Annotated in this window: 13 protein-coding genes and 1 pseudogene; 4 read left to right on the top strand and 10 right to left on the bottom strand. The window is 58.2% G+C overall.

Annotated elements, in window-relative coordinates:
- Positions 1-50: 50 nt before the first annotated feature.
- Positions 51-704, bottom strand: coding sequence for a hypothetical protein (locus WYS_RS16430; RefSeq protein ID WP_236993942.1), 654 nt, complete (start codon positions 702-704; stop codon positions 51-53).
- A 150-nt stretch (positions 705-854) separates the two neighbouring features.
- A pseudogene (locus tag WYS_RS16590) lies at positions 855-1,157 on the bottom strand (zinc dependent phospholipase C family protein); the annotation flags it as partial.
- Positions 1,158-1,719: 562 nt separating this feature from the next.
- Here WYS_RS16590 and WYS_RS00865 point away from each other — a divergent pair.
- From WYS_RS00865 to WYS_RS00875, 3 genes are all read left to right on the top strand, one after another.
- Positions 1,720-2,523: a phospholipase D-like domain-containing protein gene (locus WYS_RS00865; RefSeq protein ID WP_019176270.1), complete on the top strand. Its 804-nt coding sequence runs from the start codon at positions 1,720-1,722 to the stop codon at positions 2,521-2,523.
- Positions 2,524-3,020: 497 nt separating this feature from the next.
- Entirely contained in the window at positions 3,021-4,259 is a 1,239-nt protein-coding gene (locus WYS_RS00870; RefSeq protein WP_019176271.1) for a hypothetical protein, read from the top strand.
- A gap of 61 nt (positions 4,260-4,320) precedes the next feature.
- Positions 4,321-7,473 (top strand): DUF3427 domain-containing protein, encoded by a 3,153-nt coding sequence (locus WYS_RS00875; protein ID WP_019176272.1) that lies wholly within the window; start codon positions 4,321-4,323, stop codon positions 7,471-7,473.
- A 113-nt stretch (positions 7,474-7,586) separates the two neighbouring features.
- On the opposite strand, the gene WYS_RS00880 is transcribed toward WYS_RS00875, so the two are convergent.
- The 4 genes from WYS_RS00880 to WYS_RS00895 all read right to left on the bottom strand — a co-directional run bounded on the left by WYS_RS00880 (position 7,587) and on the right by WYS_RS00895 (position 9,432).
- A complete protein-coding gene (locus WYS_RS00880; protein WP_019176273.1) occupies positions 7,587-7,943 on the bottom strand; it encodes a hypothetical protein in 357 nt (118 codons plus the stop codon).
- 65 nt (positions 7,944-8,008) lie between these two features.
- Entirely contained in the window at positions 8,009-8,326 is a 318-nt protein-coding gene (locus tag WYS_RS00885; protein WP_147654519.1) for a hypothetical protein, read from the bottom strand.
- A gap of 13 nt (positions 8,327-8,339) precedes the next feature.
- Positions 8,340-9,053, bottom strand: a complete 714-nt coding sequence (locus WYS_RS00890) for a hypothetical protein (RefSeq protein ID WP_019176275.1) — start codon at positions 9,051-9,053, stop codon at positions 8,340-8,342.
- A 154-nt stretch (positions 9,054-9,207) separates the two neighbouring features.
- Complete coding sequence (locus WYS_RS00895) at positions 9,208-9,432, bottom strand: hypothetical protein (protein WP_019176276.1); 225 nt, start codon at positions 9,430-9,432, stop codon at positions 9,208-9,210.
- A gap of 166 nt (positions 9,433-9,598) precedes the next feature.
- Here WYS_RS00895 and WYS_RS00900 point away from each other — a divergent pair, with 166 nt between their 5' ends.
- Positions 9,599-10,204, top strand: a complete 606-nt coding sequence (locus WYS_RS00900) for a hypothetical protein (protein ID WP_019176277.1) — start codon at positions 9,599-9,601, stop codon at positions 10,202-10,204.
- Positions 10,205-10,207: 3 nt separating this feature from the next.
- Here the strand turns inward: WYS_RS00900 and WYS_RS00905 are convergent, their stop codons facing one another.
- The 4 genes from WYS_RS00905 to WYS_RS13850 all read right to left on the bottom strand — a co-directional run bounded on the left by WYS_RS00905 (position 10,208) and on the right by WYS_RS13850 (position 14,330).
- Positions 10,208-10,933 (bottom strand): DUF1638 domain-containing protein, encoded by a 726-nt coding sequence (locus WYS_RS00905; RefSeq protein WP_238540769.1) that lies wholly within the window; start codon positions 10,931-10,933, stop codon positions 10,208-10,210.
- Between the two features lie 5 nt (positions 10,934-10,938).
- Positions 10,939-11,625, bottom strand: a complete 687-nt coding sequence (locus WYS_RS13845) for a Fic family protein (protein WP_049796201.1) — start codon at positions 11,623-11,625, stop codon at positions 10,939-10,941.
- Positions 11,626-11,745: 120 nt separating this feature from the next.
- Complete coding sequence (locus WYS_RS00915; protein ID WP_019176279.1) at positions 11,746-12,309, bottom strand: hypothetical protein; 564 nt, start codon at positions 12,307-12,309, stop codon at positions 11,746-11,748.
- 131 nt (positions 12,310-12,440) lie between these two features.
- Complete coding sequence (locus WYS_RS13850; protein ID WP_049796202.1) at positions 12,441-14,330, bottom strand: PAS domain-containing protein; 1,890 nt, start codon at positions 14,328-14,330, stop codon at positions 12,441-12,443.
- Positions 14,331-14,484: the final 154 nt, after the last annotated feature.

Genomic DNA, 14,484 nt, shown 5'->3' on the forward strand with positions numbered 1-14,484 from the left:
GGCGAGCACGGCGTCCCGTTCGCTGATCTTTTTTCCTTTCCGTCCTGTCTTCACGATGGGAGCTTGTTGAAACCGTTCACTGCGTTCTGCCCGATGATCTTGTCCACGGTGGAGCGCTCAGCTATGAACGCGCCCCCTATGCAATATATGGGCGCCCCGTGCTCGATCAGCAGGGCTCTCAGCCTCTGCTGGTCCAATCCCAGGGCCCGGGAGGCGTCCTGTACCTCCACCAGCTCGTTGATCACCGAGCCGATGTCGATGGGAGGGATAGTGAACTCGTACCAGCCGACATGGTCCGCGGCAATGCCGTTCGCGGCCATGCTGTATCTCTGCGCGACTGCCTTCAAGTGTTCTCTCTGGAAGTGGGCTTGCTTGCTCCGCAACAGCTGCTTCTCCAGGCGATTTATTTTCAAGTTAGTCAGCCAGTTCTTGAACTTGGCCATCATGCCGTTAGGCGGGGCTATCTTCTGGGCCTTTTCCTTCCTCTTGTCTGCCAAATCCTTTATCTTGCTCAGCGATTCCATTTCAGCTAGTCTCATCTGGCCGATGTGCCAGTTAAGATTGGAGGCCAGCGCCGCGTCCAAGGTAGGATTCTTCTTGGGGCCGAGCACGGACTTGGCGGCCACGTAGCTCGCCAGGAACCCCATGTTGAAATCCGCCTTGGGGCTGGCGATGGAATGCTCGTCCTTCTTTTGCCCGTTCATCGTGGTGAGCCTCAAAGTCTCCTTTCGGCCGCTCGCCCCACTGGAGAGTGCCACGGCCTGCTGAGCATACGAATCCGCGACAACCTGATTCCTGATTGAGGTTTGAATAGCTCCTTGTATGTTAGGCACGAAATAGCAGTTCTCTATCCATTCCTCCCACTGCTGATGCTTAGGAAGGTAGGACGGATACGTGGTGTACGAATCCTGAATGTAGTGGAAGGCCACCCCGAGGTTGTAGTACGTGTTGGGCTTGTCGTCTCGAAGGAAGTCAGACCTTGCCAGGTTCAGATAGTTACGGATCTTATCTTCCTTGCCAAAGTGGTGCGGGTAATCCTTCCATTGATCTGGAGCTATGGCGCCATCCTTCAGATTGGAAAATTCCTTGTCAGTAAGAAAGATCCCAAGCTGGTCTATCACTTGCCTGCTGATCCGGATATGGGTCTTCCACAACATTGCTTCACAAGGCCGACAGGGCGAGGTACCTCTGACCCTGAATGACCACCCAGATGCTCTCTATAGGCTATAAAATTCCTACTGCCATAATGAGCGAAATGATGAATGAGATCGATTAGATTCCGATGAAAGATGAGCTAGTGGTCAGAAGAATCCTAAACTAGCGTGAGCAATATACTTGAAACGGCTTATGATGGAACACCACCTAGACGAGCTTCTCGGAGATACGAGCGAGGCGACGAGGGAGAGGATAGCTGACGCGGTGCAAGAGTTCGTCCATCATCACAATTACGACTGCCCCCACGAAGGCTAGCTGGAGTACGCATGCGGGGGACTGGATGAAGAAACAAAGATTCACTTCCTGCCGTTCATGTGGTTCGCCAACCACAGGAGGTGTGCTCATGGAATGATGCGTCCGCTCGAACGAGGTCTGGAAGCATCTCCTCGAACAGAACAGGTGATGTCGCCGGAGTATGTTGTTTGGCGTGTGCCTAACAAAGTCTAGATCTGGATGGATGGCACTAATCTTATAATAAACAACAATAGTACATGCCCGACTGTCATGGCAGGGACCGAACCGAATTTCTGGGGAAGCTACAAGGGCACGATGATTAAGGCGATAGCCGTAGATGGAGCGAGGACCTGGGATGACCTGCAGGAACTGACCGGTTTCCCCCCGAAAACGATTAACACGGTGCTGAGCGAGCTCTTCGGCATTGATGCCATATACAAGACCAACAGCGGAGAGTACAGGGTCGCCAAGGACCTGTATGTCGAATACAGGAACTACTTCGTCGACGACCGCAAGGGGGATAACCCATCCGTCCTGAAGCTGAAGAAAGAGGATCAGACCAATATTATCAGAGCGTTCCAGGGCTGGCTCACTCTAAAGAACATATCGCTCGTTGACCACCACTTGTTTGTCGACGGTAGCAGGCTGAACGACCTGACCAACCATCTAGTAGAGAACGTCCGAACTGAGCTCCTCATCGTCAACCCCTACGTCGACAAGGGGAACATCATGGATCAGTTAAAGATCCTCGCGCAGAACAAGAGCCTAAAGATTAAGATACTCACTAGGCCGCCTGAGACTGGTGACAAGCAGGAATTCATGGACGTTCTTCGCAGGTATGGAATCGAGGTATTCACCAACAAGAACATCCATGCCAAGATTATGGTGTTCGATCGAGGTGTGGCGATAGTGTCTTCAATGAACCTCATAGCCTACTCGGCCGGCGGCGGGAGTTGGGAGGCGGGGATCGCCACCTCGTCCGAAGACGTTGTGAGCGAAGTTGTGAACAAGATCAACCTGAAGTTCGATGAAAGGGAGGCCAGCGGCTGGGGAGAGAATATCAGGGCCGCATAATGGAGATCACACCAATGTCTACATCTGGATGAATGGGGTTTCATGCCCCGTCACATCCTCCCCGTATCTTGGAATCGGCCTTCTCGGCGACCATTGCCTCGGCGAGACTGACGGCGTCTCTGCCCTTCTTTCCGTTAACCTCTCAACATGAATGATGCGGCTTCCCACCTTAGTGCCTCGTAAAATTCATAGGGCCAGTGAGCACCCTGTCTAAGAAGAGCTTCATAATCGTCAGATGCTCATCTACGCAGATAATTTTTGTATGCGATACTATTAATTCCACGTCGCGATCTTTGAGGCAGGAGTATATATCTCTCACTTTTCAAGATGAATGATGTATCTGTAAGCCTTGCTGAATGGTAAGCTAATGATCAAAACCAGGCTGTCAAAGCTGGAATCAATATCTTGGGCTCTTAAGTGTGATTGAATTTCCAGGATGGAATAATTCAAAACCGTTAAAAGCGCCCGGCCCCATCCCCACCCCGGAGCGTTGGGGGATGCACACCGTATCGGATGGGACCGGATACTTGGAAACGTTCTTCGAGGAAGTGAGATCGGCGGGGTTCTTCAGGAGGCTGTTCTCCTGGCGCCATATCCAGGCGCTCGGCTACGAGGCCTACAAGGAGTACGGCCTGCTGCTCCGAGATCAGCAGTCGCACAATGCGAGGGTCCAGGACCTCCTGCGGCAACTGGAGGAGGAATGGAGCAAGGACCGCTTCAACATCAAAGAGATCGACCGCCTCAAGGCCGAGCTCATCGATGCGCGGGCCTCATTGAACGTCCTGAACGATAAGGTCACCGAGTGCGAGAAGACCATCACCGAGTTCAGGACCACCGAGCGGTCGCGCCAGGAGGACTACCTGTCCAAGGTCACCTCCCTGAACACGCTGGTCGAGAAGGTGAATGAGGACGAGCGGCAGCTCCAGGAGGAAAAGGAGCAGGCCATCAGGTCGCACATCGAGGAGATGAAGAGGACCTGGTCGGTCCACGAGGCCAAGGTGGAGGAGACCATCAAGAACCTGTGCAAGAAGCACCAGGTCGGGTATCTCGACAAGGAAAAGGTCCCCTTCAAGGGCAAGCCGGACAACACCATCCTCGTCTGCCAGGAGTATGTGGTCTTCGACGCCAAGAGCCCCGAGGGCGAGGACCTCTCCAACTTCCCCGACTACGTGAAGAGCCAGGCCGAGAAGGCGTCCAAGTACGTTCGGGAGAAGGACGTCCGCAAGGAGGTGTTCCTGGTGGTCCCGTCGAACACCGTGCACGTGTTCCGGGAGCACTGCATAAACCTCGGCGATTACAAAGCGTACATCATCACCCTCGATTCGCTGGAACCGATCATCCTCAGCCTGAAGAAGATCGAGGACTACGAGTTCGTGGAGCAGCTCAGCCCGGAGCAGAGGGACGATATCTGCCGCGTCATCGGCCGACTCAGCCATCTCACCAAGAGGAGGATACAGATCGACACCTTCTTCTGCGAGGAGTTCTCTGACGCCCTCAAATCGTGCCGGTGCCTGCCCGACGACCTGGCGCAGAAGGCTCTTGAATACGAGCGGTCGAGCAAGGTGAACCCTCCCGTGGAGCAGCGGACCAAGCTGATATCGGACAAGGAGCTGGAGAGGGCCCTCGAATCGGCCCGCAAGGAAGCGGCGTACCTGGAGCTGGACACTTCGGACGAGGCCGCCGGGATCATGCAGGCCATGCCGCTGCTGAAGGAGAAGAGCGGCGGGAAAGGCTGAGATCCTGCCTGGAACGCCGGCAAGATTAAGGCTCAACAACGCGCTGCACGGGAGGATTCAGATGGTCAAGGCGGGCATATATGAGCAGGTTGTCAACAAGGACCTCTCCGCCGCCCTGGACAATGAGCCAAGCCTGCTGCCCTTCAAAGAACCGATCGACGATGCCGAAGCCCCCAAGATACTCTCCGACTACCTGGCGTCGGTCCTGCAAAAAGGCCTGTCGTCCTCTCGCCTCGAAGGCGATCTGGATAAGCAGGTCAGGATCGTCAACGGCATCGTTCAGGCCATCGTCCAGGCGACGGGGGAAGAAGCCCTTTCCGGTCTGACCGTGGACATGAGCGCCGAAAAGGCCGAGCAGTTACTGGCTCTGGTCGACAAGAAGAACTCGATTCATTCCATCAACGAAAGGGCGGAGATCACCAGGCCCGAGACCTCGATATCTCAGAGTTCGCTGTTCACCGGGGCCGCCCACGAGCCCAGCATGGTGGCTGAACTGAAGAGGGAGATCGCCTCGTCCGACCGCGTCGACATGCTGGTATCGTTCATCAAGTGGAGCGGGCTGAGGCTCCTGATGGAGGAGCTCTCTGACTTCACCAGCAAAGGCGGAAAATTGCGAGTCATAACGACCTCGTACATGGGAGCGACCGATGTCAAGGCGGTAACTTGGCTATCTCGCCTCCCCAACACCGAAGTGAAGATATCTTACGATACCAAGCGCACCCGGCTGCATGCCAAAACCTATGTCTTCTACCGCGACACCGGCTTCAGCACAGCGTATGTCGGTTCATCGAACCTTTCCAACGCCGCCATATCCAACGGGCTGGAATGGAACGTCAAGGTGACGATGCAGGACCTCCCTGACACCATGAGGAAGATCGACGCTACCTTCGAGAGCTACTGGAACTCCCCGGAGTTCGAGGTCTTCACCGAAAAGGAAACGGACCGCCTGAGCCGAGCCTTGCGGGCCGAGCGCGTGAAGGGCGATACCGGCCCCGTCATGCTCTTTGACATCGCCCCATACCCGTTCCAGCAAGAGATCTTGGATAAACTGGCCGCGGAGCGGGAGATCCGGCATTCGTACAAGAACCTGGTGGTGGCGGCGACAGGCACAGGCAAGACCGTGATCTCCGCGTTCGACTACAAACGGTTCTGCAAAGAGAACCCCGGCAGGCCCAATCGGCTTTTGTTCGTTGCCCACAGAAAGGAGATCCTCGAGCAGAGCTTATCCTGCTTCCGGAACGTGCTCAGGAACCAGAATTTTGGCGATACATTTTACGATGGCTCCATCCCCGGGAGCCTGGATCATTTGTTCATATCGATCCAAACATTCCAATCTCAAAGCTTTGATGAGAGGACCACGCCGGACTTTTATGACTTCATCATCGTGGACGAGTTCCACCATGCCGCCGCGCCGACCTACCAGAGGCTCCTCGAACACTACAAACCGAAGGTGCTGCTGGGCCTGACCGCCACCCCGGAGCGCATGGACGGAAAAAGTGTGCTGACGTACTTCGACGATCGCATAGCGGCCGAATCACGTCTGCCGGAGGCCATCGAGAGAAAACTCCTATGTCCCTTTCACTACTTCGGGGTCACCGACACGGCGGACCTGACCGGACTAAGGTGGACTCGGGGCGGCTACGACCGGACGGAGCTGTCCAACCTCTATACCTATGAATGGTTGGGAGCGGACCGGAGAGCGGACCTGATCCTTCAGTCGGTCATCCGCTACATCACCGATATCGACGAGGTCAAGGGCCTGGGATTTTGCGTCTCGGTCGCCCACGCCCAGTTCATGGCCGACCATTTTAATGAACGAGGAATTCCCTCGATCAGCGTAACCGCCGACACGCCCGATGACGTGCGCGTAAGCGCCAAGCAGAAGCTGGTCAACGGCGATATCAAGATCATCTTCACCGTGGACATCTTCAATGAGGGCGTGGACATCCCCGAGGTAAACACCGTTCTCTTATTGAGGCCCACCGAGAGCCTGACCATCTTCCTCCAGCAGCTGGGGCGCGGGCTGAGACTTTCGGAAGGCAAAGAATGCCTCACCGTGCTTGATTTCATCGGGCAGGCCAACCGGCAGTACCGCTTCGAGGAGAAGTTCGCCGCCCTTCTGGGCGAAAGCGCCAAGAGCGTGCAGAACGAGATCAAGAACGGCTTCAGCTCCCTGCCTAAAGGCTGCTACATCCAGCTCGAACGCAAGGCCAAGGAGATAATTTACAACAACATCAGGAACGCGCTCGGCTGCAGGGCGGGCATTATATCCCGGATCGCGTCGTTCGAGGAGAACAGCCAGCTGCCCCTCACGCTCGACAATTTCCTGTCATATTACCACATGGATATTCGGAGCGTGTACATCAATGGCAGCTTCTCCAGGCTCTGCGCCCTTGCCGGAATAAAAGCAGACTTCTCGGAACCGGACGAAGAGGTCTTGACCAAGGCGTTCTACCGCATCTGCTCGATCGATTCCCGGCGGTGGATCGACTTCCTGCTTCGCGTACTTCCCAGCATCGATGATCTAGATGAGGCTCAGATGAATGAATCGGAACGCCTGATGCTGCAGATGTTGCAATTCACCATTTGGCAGAAGTCCGCGGAGGATTGCGGGTTCTCCAGCACCGTGGACGGCTTACGCCGCCTGAAACAAAACAAGACCCTGTACACTGAGATGCAGGAGATCCTGAGGTATCAGTTGGACCACATTGATATAGTCGATAAGCCGAACGACCTGGACTTCGAGTGCCCCCTGGACCTGTACTGCACCTACTCCCGAGATCAGATCATGGCAGCCATGGGGTCCACGAATCCGAGCTCGGTGAGGGAAGGCGTCAAGCACCTGCCGGACAAGAAGTCTGATCTGTTCTTTATCACTCTCAACAAATCGGACAAGGACTATTCGCCCACCACGATGTACAACGATTACTCCATCAACGAGCGGCTATTCCACTGGCAGAGCCAAAGCACCACGCCCTCAAGATCGGCGACAGGCCGGAGATACATTCATCATCAGGAGACGGGCGATCACATCCTGCTGTTCGTCCGTGAGAGCAAGAAAGACTCTTTCGGAAAGACCGCAGGATACACCTTCCTCGGAACCGCCGACTATGTCCGGCACGAAGGCGACCGGCCGATGAATATAATCTGGAAGCTGCACCAGCCGACGCCGGCCAAATTCCTGAAGAAGACCAACCAGATGAGCGGCGGATGATCCTTCCCGCGTTATTGAGAACTGTGATGCTGCAGAGAGATAAAGAGAGGGGGCGAGAGCCGAGTTCGGTCCTTGTTGGCGCACCGTCGGATGGAGGCCAGCGAGCATTCACCTTAGCTCCCCCTCCTCAGCAGTTGACATTTGATCCAAGCCACCTTTCCCGGGTGATCGCTGATCATGGCCGGCATGACCGTGCTCACTGCCTTTTCCAACCTCCTGTCGACAGTAACGAACGTTAGGTCCGCGAGACCCTTTCGGGAGGAAATCGCCAGTATCTCCGCCACGATCCTGAGATCGTGCTCGCTCTTCGGCCTGTCGAAGAACGCGCAATGTGACGGCAGGTACTTTTCCAGATCGTTCTTGAGTCCAGTCTCGTCATCGGTAGCGCATTGCAGACAATCCCTCAGTGGATCATATACCCTGAAGACCGACCTCATCCGCTGATTGTTGTAGTTGGCCCAGACTTCCATGGCCTCGGCGAAGGTGCGCCGGAACGGGTCCTTGCTCAGTAGGCATGAGATCCTGAGCTGATATTTTACCAGGCATAGAACCCCTCATTCCTACGGGCCTTTGAGAAAGCCAGATCGACAACCGGATCGATATGGTCTGGACCGAGGTCCTCGATGCTCAGCCGCCGATGTGTCGCCACCCCGCTCATCGCCTCTTTTAAGAGGGGGAGCATCTGCTCTGCGTTGTCCTTGAACTTCTTTACGGATTCAAGGTACACCTCGTAGGACAACTTGACCTGTTTGGGAGGTATCTCCACCAGATATGCGTCGACCGCACTGAAGTGGTCGTCCTCCTCGAACAATCTAGCTATCACTACTCCTGTGTCGGGTAGAAACGCGGCCATTCCGAACACCACTTCAATCGTCGCTCGGGATGGGATCCATCTTGAACCCGTGCGTGCTCAGGTCCGAGGGCCTGATGGTCAACATGATCATGTAGGTGTACCCGAGGTCATCAAGGGTGATCTTGCCTCTCCGGAACGCCTCCACCCTCAGTAGAGCGAATATGGCCAAGATGTATAAGTCCAGCAGGTCCTTGTCGAGGTCCTTGCCTTTGCGCAGGTCCGCCACGACCTCGTCCAGGATCTTCTTCGACTTGAGGAACACGGCCTGTGCTTCGACCAAATACCTGAACTTATCCATGTCCCGGGTCGACAGTACATCGTCCCCGATGAGGTCGACCATCTCATCGACCTTGGCGGCGGCGCTGGCGATGGATTCGCGGACGAACACCCTTCGCTGGTGATCACTCAGTGACCTCATGCTCCTCTCGATGCTGCCCAGGACGCCGCCGACCGTGCCCATAGTGTCTATCCGCCCCTTGTACTCGCTTGCCTTTCCGGGGTAAGGCCCTTTTTTAACAAGGTCCGTGATCGAGTCCATGAACGTTTCGATGTCCTGAGGCGGCATGCTCAGCACTTTATCCATAAGGAACCGGACCGCTTGGTGGGCCTTTCTCGCGGCATCTATCGCCCCAGCCGACGGGACCCCCAGGCCGACGGACACGAGGAACAGGTCCTCGTAGTTCTTCTCAATGGCGTCGATGGGGTTCTTCTGGGTGTCCTCGATCATATCAACGGTCCCCTCTCATGCTCGTTGCTCATCGCGCGAACAGCGGTGTGATAGATGATCTCGTCTTGTGCTGATAGTAGTATGCGTCGAGGGCTATTTGGGATATTGATGAACGATTGGGAGTCAGGCGTTCGGGCGGCAGGACCAGGGTAGATTAGATGACCATCTGTTGCATATCTTCCATCGGGCCCAGGAGGGAGCGGAGGTCCGGGGCAAAGAAGCTCCAAGCGTTGTCGATCGACGCATCCACGCTAAGAGGGGCTTCGTCCATCGCACCGCCCGGAGAGGTGTGCAGTACTTCTGTGAGGGCCGCGTGACCGGACTCGTCTTCAACGCCGAAAAAAATGAAGGCCGATCTCACGGCCCAGCCCAAGGACATGGTGTCCGCTCCGGATCCATGCTCCTGAGCGAGAGTACCCCTATCTCTGCCTAGGGCCTCGCGCCGTATAAAAAGATGGCCAGCAAGTGGGACCCCTGCCTGAGCCCTGACGGTCTGGGCCTATTTTCCCAAAGTATATAAGCCTCATAAAGGTCATCCTGCCTCAATGGCCGACCTGGGGACCATACTGATCGAGCTGTTCCAGCCATTGGGGGTGGGAGGCATGCTCCTGGCCCTGTTCGTGGTGTTATACGTCAACGCGCTGGGAGTGCCCACGCTGCCCGAGGTGTTCCTGGTGATCGCCTACACCACCGGGTACGGCATCGACCCCGTCACCCTGGCCGTCCTGATGCTGACAGTGGCCACGATAAGCGAGGCCGCCGGGCTGCTGACCCTGTACCTTCTGGTGAAGCGGGTCCGGGTCCCCCGCGTCATCGAACGGGCCTTCGATAAATATCACAACTTCCTGCTGCTGCGCGACGAACGCATGATACTGCTCGGGCGGATAGCCCCGCTGCTGTTCTTCATCGGAGCGTTCGTCGCGCTCGCCAAATGGGACCTCAAGCGCTCGCTCATCTACCAGGCCGTAGGCGGGCTGGCCAAGTACGGCCTCATCCTGGCGCTGGGGGAGCTGTTCCTGCAGTACACCGAGCAGGGCACCGCCACAACGGTCACGCTGGCCATCGTCGTCGTGGTGCTGGCCGTGTCCTTCCTGGCCTCCGTCCTGCGGCGGAGGAATATGGAAGAGCATGAGGAAGGCCGCCCGGCCTGAGGCTCACTGTGCCGGGGTGCAGCTTTTCGGGGCCTCGGCCGGAGCGGGGCTTCCCGTGCGCGTTTCGTACTTCTCCCGGGCCAGCTCCTTGGTCCTCGCCAGCGCGTCCCTCAGCACTTCCAGCGTTCCGGCCCTGCACTCGTGCCTCAGCTTCAGCTCCTGGGCGGTCTTTTCGGACATCTTTATGAGCGCTTCCGTGTCGCACAGCCCGTCGTCGATGAACAGCACTCTGGAGTAGCCGTCGAACAGCTTGTCCAGGTACCACTCCATGTCGAAGCCCAGCTCCTCGTAGTTGGGGACCTTCTCCTTGAGCTCCAGCTTTATCCGGTCCAGGCCCCTCTGGGCGAAGTAGGGGGTGTTGTACAGCGTCCCCGCGCACTTCCTCCTCTCCTTTGCGTACTCCTCGGTGGTGAGGAGGACCCCGATGCAGTCGTCGGCATCCAATCTGACCGCGGGGACCCTGAGATCGTCCGTGATGTCCCGAAGCGAGCTGCAGATGCCATAGCCCAGCAGAACGGCGTCGACCCTGCCTTCCAGCGCATCGACCTTCTCCCGGACCGTCCTCTTGAGGTCATCCGGATAGATGTGCAGCCCGAACTCCAGGTATTCCTTGTAACCGATGTCCGGATCGTTCTCGGTCAGCACGTCCAGCTCTTTCTTGAACGACTCGCATGCAATGATCCCGATCTTCATGCTCTCATCCCTTGTCGTTCTAACCACTACTTGCATAATATTTAGGTATTATGACGTAACATAATTCTATTACGAAAAGGGACCGACACGATCTCTGGACCTATGATCTCATTTCCTCCCCACCTCCTCGGTATAGAGGTCCAGCGCTCTCCTGCTGGAGCGCCATTCGCTCTTCGCCCTGGTGGCGGGCGGCTCCCTTGCTTGGCCCGGAGGGCCAGGTACTTTGCTGAGTATGAGCCGTTCCCCTCCAGCTCCGCAAGGGGCTTGAGCTCGTCACGCTCCGTGCCCATGCAGGACGAGAAGTTCAGAAGCGACGCGGCCATGGCCATCCCGAGAAGGTCGGTCAGCGGGCCCAGGTTCCCGGCGTTCGCTCTGCTGAGGGCATCGAGATAACGATCCCTGTCCGCCGGCAGTATGTTCGCCAGCGGCCAATTGCGCTTCAGGAAATGCAGGTTCAGCAGCAGCCTCCCTATCCTCCCGTTGCCGTCGCTGAAGGGATGGATGCGATCGAGACCATGATGCCGCCACGCTCCCAGGGTTAAAGCGTCCTCGCCGGCGAGGTCGCGCCGGTCGTACTCTCCGATGAGCTCGTCCATCGGGGGGACCACTTTCTCTGGCCTCGGCGGTGCGAACGGTGCTCCCCCTATCACAACGTTCGCTCGCCTCCACTGCCCGGCGTCCGCCTTCAGTCCCTTGAACGCCTCTTCATGCAGCTCGAGGACCGTCACGAGGTCGATGGCCCTGCCGCGCCGCCCGAGGAGACCTCTGCGCTTCTGGACGGGCCCGCGACGCCGAACGGGTCCTGGTCGGCAAAATAAAAATGGACGGAAAGGGGTTTGCGGCGCGGCTTATTGCGTGAACCACGTCTTGGCCTCTGGCATGTACAGGTACACCACCACTATCACAGGGATGACGATCCCTAGGCCCAGAGTGACGATGTCGAACGACGCGATCGCGCCGGCCGCCGCGGTGATCACGGAGAACGCCAGGAGGATGATGGCCACTATGCGGGCCCAGCTCTTGCCCTTGAAGAACGCCCAGGCCAGCACGAAGAACAGGACCATGACGACCAGGAACATGATGCCGAGCGCCCCGAACAATGCGGCGCCGATGTCCAGCAGCTCCTCGGGAATGGTCACGCCCGTCTGCTGCTCGATCTCCGCTATGGTCGAGGCCGAGCCGAGGACCGCGGAGACGATGAAGAATATCCCCGCCAGCGCCAGCGAGCCCAGGCCCCCCAGTATCTCCAGGATGGCCAGGATGGTGACCCCGAGAGGCCTCTGGCGGACCGGGGGCTGCGGGTACTGCTGCGGGTATTGGGGATACTGCTGGTACGCCGGCTGGTCGGCCGGGTACTGCGGAGGATATTGTTCCGGGAGCGGCTGCTCCGGATACTTTTGATCATCGGTCATGCGGTCCCTATCGCCCGCCCGAATATTTATATATTCATCAGCAAAACTATTGCTCTCACGTTCCCCGGACAACTTCAGTGAGAACTGGGGCCATCATGGTCAGTCCTTTCCTCGCCCTGGTTCGATCCCTTTCAGGCATCGCCTTTCGTATCCTGCCGCAGGGGGAGCCGCATCACGAACCTCGCTCCTTTGGTGTGGTCCCCGGGCATGCGGTCCTCCGCCCACACCTCGCCTCCCAGGTCCTCCACCAGCCTCTTCACGAAGTACAGGCCGAGCCCCCTGCTCACCGTCCTCGTCAGCCCCATCAGGCTCCGGTCGAAGATGACCTTCTTCCTTTCGTCCGGGATGCCCGGCCCGTTATCCTCGATGCTGATCCTGATCCCGTCCTCGCCGCGCACCGGCTCGAAATCCATGCGGATGTTCACGTCCAGAGGCCCGGCGGAGTGCTTTATGGCATTGCTGACGATGTTGGAGAAGGCGTTACGCAGCAGGCCCGAGGTCATCGCCGGGCAGTGGTCCGGAGCATCGAGGGTTATCACCACCTCCCTGCCAGGCGGGTCCTCGAACGCTTCCTTGACCTCCTTGAGCATCCGGCACACGTCCACGGTCCCGGCGCCGTTCCTACCCGCTTCCAGCCTTTGCAGGTCCCGCACGTTGGCGATCAGCTCGGTGCTGTCCTCCAGCACCTCCAGCGGCTTGGTGATGTACTTCATATCGTCCTCTTCCAGATGGAGCCGCATCTCCGCCAGCTGCAGGTACCCCATGGCGGCGGTGTTGTAGTTGTTCACATCATGCGTCAGGACGTCCACGTACGTCTCCGCCCTCGACTTCGCTTCCGCCAGGTCCTTCTCCAGCGCCCTCCGCTCGGTGATGTCCACCACCGTGGACAGCGCACCGATGATCTTCCCCCGCGGGTCCATGATGGGCGCCGCCGAGGAGATGATGGTCCCCACGCTCCCGTCGCCCCGTTCGATGTCGTACTCCTCGTTGATGACCGTCTCCCCCTTGAGCGCCCTGGCCAGCTGGCGGTCCCGCTCTGTCTGGGGGCGTTCCGCCCCCGCTTTCCGCGGCCCCTGTCCTCCCCCATCCATGTCCCCCGGCCCGACTCCCCAGATCTGCTCGGTCATCCGGTTCACCTCCACGATGCGCCCCTCAGTGTCGGCGATGGCGACCCCCACCGGCAGGTTGTCGACGATCGCTCTCAGCCGGGCCCGCTTCTCCTCCAATCTCCTTTGCGCGGTCTTGATCTCGGTGATGTCCGTCGCGGTGAGGATGAACCGCCCCCTCTCCAGGGGGATGAACGTCAGGATGTAATCTTTGGAGATCCCCTCGATGTGGCGGCCGTGGATGAAAGGGGCGCTTTTCATCCTCACGAGATCGGTGATGTCCATTAGCGGGGGCAGGTCCCAGGTCCTCGCCACCTCGGACATCCTCTTCCCCGCGACCTCGCTCAGCGACCCCGCTCCCAGGGCCTTCAGCGCGGGAGGGTTGGCGTCCTCCAAGGTCCAGTCCGCTACCTTGCCCCGGTCGTCCAGCTCGTACCTGAGCACCGCCGCGATGTCCTGGGTGTTCTCGAACAGGCCGCGGTACTTGGCCTCGCTCTCCTTCAGCGCCTCCTCGGCCCTCTTCCGGTCGGTGATGTCCCTGGCCGTGCCGGTCAGGCCGATGACCCTGCCGCGCTCGTCGTGCAGCGGCGCCCTGGTGGTCTGGAAGGTACGGCAGCCCTCCCGCGTCCTAACAACCTCTTCTACGGTGAGGTCGCTGTTGGCGTCCATGACCTGGCGGTCCATGGCCATGATCTCCCTGCCCGTGGCGGGGTCGAACTGCAACTCGACGTCGGACCGCCCCACCACGTCCTCCAGGTCCCTGCCGAGGATGCGCAGCAGAGCTGGATTGGCCACCATGTAGCGGCCTTCCCGGTCCTTCATGAACATGGGGTCGCTGGTGGTCCTCATGATGGCCAGGAGCCTTTCGTCCATGGCCCTCAGCTCCTCCACCCGCCCTTCCTGTGATCTTACCATCCTGCCTCAGCCTGACGACCTTGTGAACAACGGTAGTTAATAATTTGCCAGGGGAGGCGTCCCGGGACGCCGGGCGAAACGTTCATAGGCGGGGAGGTCATGAAAGGAAATCCTGGCCGGGGGTCGGCCCGGCCTCATCACGGAAGGGTTTGGG

The sequence above is a fragment of the Methanomassiliicoccus luminyensis B10 genome (genome assembly GCF_000308215.1).
Taxonomy (GTDB): domain Archaea; phylum Thermoplasmatota; class Thermoplasmata; order Methanomassiliicoccales; family Methanomassiliicoccaceae; genus Methanomassiliicoccus; species Methanomassiliicoccus luminyensis.

Coding starts and splice junctions, on each gene's coding strand:
- WYS_RS00865 (WP_019176270.1), top strand. CDS start 1,720: ATGGCAGGGACCGAACCGAATTTCTGGGGAAGCTACAAGGGCACGATG.
- WYS_RS00880 (WP_019176273.1), bottom strand. CDS start 7,943: ATGGAAGTCTGGGCCAACTACAACAATCAGCGGATGAGGTCGGTCTTC.
- WYS_RS00875 (WP_019176272.1), top strand. CDS start 4,321: ATGGTCAAGGCGGGCATATATGAGCAGGTTGTCAACAAGGACCTCTCC.
- WYS_RS00905 (WP_238540769.1), bottom strand. CDS start 10,933: ATGCAAGTAGTGGTTAGAACGACAAGGGATGAGAGCATGAAGATCGGG.
- WYS_RS00900 (WP_019176277.1), top strand. CDS start 9,599: ATGGCCGACCTGGGGACCATACTGATCGAGCTGTTCCAGCCATTGGGG.
- WYS_RS13850 (WP_049796202.1), bottom strand. CDS start 14,330: ATGGTAAGATCACAGGAAGGGCGGGTGGAGGAGCTGAGGGCCATGGAC.
- WYS_RS00895 (WP_019176276.1), bottom strand. CDS start 9,432: ATGTCCTTGGGCTGGGCCGTGAGATCGGCCTTCATTTTTTTCGGCGTT.
- WYS_RS16430 (WP_236993942.1), bottom strand. CDS start 704: ATGAACGGGCAAAAGAAGGACGAGCATTCCATCGCCAGCCCCAAGGCG.
- WYS_RS00885 (WP_147654519.1), bottom strand. CDS start 8,326: ATGGCCGCGTTTCTACCCGACACAGGAGTAGTGATAGCTAGATTGTTC.
- WYS_RS00915 (WP_019176279.1), bottom strand. CDS start 12,309: ATGACCGATGATCAAAAGTATCCGGAGCAGCCGCTCCCGGAACAATAT.
- WYS_RS00870 (WP_019176271.1), top strand. CDS start 3,021: ATGCACACCGTATCGGATGGGACCGGATACTTGGAAACGTTCTTCGAG.
- WYS_RS00890 (WP_019176275.1), bottom strand. CDS start 9,053: ATGATCGAGGACACCCAGAAGAACCCCATCGACGCCATTGAGAAGAAC.